Consider the following 2,056-nt stretch of genomic DNA (forward strand, 5'->3'; position numbering starts at 1 on the left):
CCAGCCGCGCCGCCGTGTGGGCGCGCAGGTCGTCCCAGGGATCGGGCGGGGGGCCGGCGTCCGGGGTGGCGGGCGTGTCGGCCATCAACCGGCCCCTCCGATGCGCCGCAACTGCGCCAGCGCGGGCCGCTGCTGCGCGGCGGGCAGCAGGCGACCGGCCCCGTCGGTCAGCTGCATGCGCTGCAGCCAGGCCTCGAACTCGGGTGCGCGCCGCAGGCCCAGCACTTCGCGCAGGTACAGCGCGTCGTGGAACGAGGTGCTTTGGTAGTTGAGCATGATGTCGTCCGCACCCGGAACGCCCATGATGAAGGTCAGGCCCGCCACGCCCAGCAGCGTCATCAGCGTGTCCATGTCGTCCGAATCGGCCTCGGCATGGTTGGTGTAGCAGACGTCGCAGCCCAGCGGCACGCCCAGCAGCTTGCCGCAGAAGTGGTCTTCCAGGCCCGCGCGGATGATCTGCTTGCCGTCGTACAGGTATTCCGGCCCGATGAAGCCGACCACGGTGTTGGTGAGCAGGGGCGAGAACGCGCGCGCCACGCCGTAGGCCCGTGCCTCGCAGGTCTGCTGGTCCACGCCGTGGTGGGCGTCGGCCGACAGGGCACTGCCCTGGCCGGTCTCGAAATACATGACGTTGTCGCCCAGCGTGCCGCGCCGGAGCGACAGGGCCGCCTCGCGCGCCTCATGCAGCAGGGCCAGGTTCACGCCGAAACCGGCGTTGGCCTTTTCGGTGCCGGCGATGGACTGGAACACCAGGTCCACCGGCGCGCCCTGCTCGATCATCTGGATGGTGTGGGTCACGTGCGTGAGCACGCAGGACTGCGTGGGGATCCGCAGCGTGGCAATCACCTCGTCAAGCCGGTGCACCAGGCCTGTCAGGGCCGCGATGCTGTCCGTGGCCGGGTTGATGCCGATCACCGCGTCGCCCGCGCCGTAGAGCAGGCCGTCGATCATCGAGGCGGCGATGCCACGCAGGTCGTCCGTGGGGTGATTGGGCTGCAGCCGCACGGCCAGGTGCCCGGGCAGGCCGAGGGTGTTGCGAAAGCGCGTGGTCACCCGGCACCGGCGCGCGATGGCCACCAGGTCCTGGTTGCGCATGAGCTTGCTAACGGCGGCCGCCATCTCGGGCGTGAGGCCCCGGGCCACGGCGGTCAGCAGGGCGCTGTCCGCGGCCAGCAGCCAGTCGCGCAGCCCCCCGACGGTGAGGTGGGCGATGGGCTCGAAGGCCGCGGCATCGTGCGTGTCGATGATGAGGCGGGTGACCTCGTCGTCCTCGTAGGGCACCAGCGCTTCGCTCAGGAAGCGGTCGAGCGGCACATCGGCCAGGCACATGCGCGCGGCCATGCGTTCCACCGCCGTGCCCGCCGCGATGCCCGCCAGCACGTCGCCCGACCGGGCCGGCGTGGCCTTGGCCATCACGTCGCCCAGGTCGCGGAACTGCCAGCGCTGTCCGCCGGCGGTGTGGTGGTAGCGGCTGGCGGGCATGGGGCGTCGGGGCCTTTCGTGGACGGTCAGGCGACGATGACGTGGCTGCCGGCCGCCTGCAGCGCCGACAGGCCGGGCAGCGCGCGCGAGCCCGCATCGGTCACGATGGTATCGATCTCGGGCAGGCCTGCATACACCACGCGGCTGGCCTGGCCGATCTTGCTGTGGTCGGCCAGCACGATGAGCCGCTGCGCCTGCGCCGCCATGGCGCGGGCGATGGCCGCCTCGTGGTGGTCGAAGCTGGTGGCCCCGTGCAGGCAGTGCATGCCCACGGGCGAAAGCAGCGCCACGTCGGCGCGGTAGCGGTGGATCTCGGCCACCGTGATGTCGCCGTGCGTGGCCCGCACCCCGGGGTCGGTGCGGCCGCCCAGCAGGATGACGTCGTTGCGCGCCGGGCGGCCGGCGTCGGCCCCGGCCAGCTGGAGCGCGGCGTTCAGGCTGTTGGTCACCACCGTCATCCCCGACAGGGACGACAGCTCCGCCGCCAGGAGGGTGGTGGTGCTGCCGGCATCGAGGAACAGCGTCTGCCCGGGTTGCAGCTGCCGCAGCGCGGCGCGGGCGATGGCGCGCTTTT

General features: G+C 72.1%; 2 protein-coding genes. Both read right to left on the minus strand.

Annotation, left to right across the window (positions count from 1 at the left end):
* Positions 1-84: 84 nt before the first annotated feature.
* On the minus strand, positions 85-1,482 hold the full coding sequence (locus tag AC27IO_RS23375; RefSeq protein WP_498741052.1) for an ethanolamine ammonia-lyase subunit EutB: 1,398 nt from the start codon (positions 1,480-1,482) through the stop codon (positions 85-87).
* A gap of 26 nt (positions 1,483-1,508) precedes the next feature.
* Positions 1,509-2,056 (minus strand): DeoR/GlpR family DNA-binding transcription regulator (locus tag AC27IO_RS23380; protein WP_498741054.1); only part of this gene is annotated, 548 nt, incomplete at its 5' end.

It is taken from the genome of Acidovorax sp. KNOB132 (assembly GCF_057541515.1).

Excerpts from the sequence above, each read along its gene's own strand:
- AC27IO_RS23375 (WP_498741052.1), bottom strand. The coding sequence starts at position 1,482 with ATGCCCGCCAGCCGCTACCACCACACCGCCGGCGGACAGCGCTGGCAG.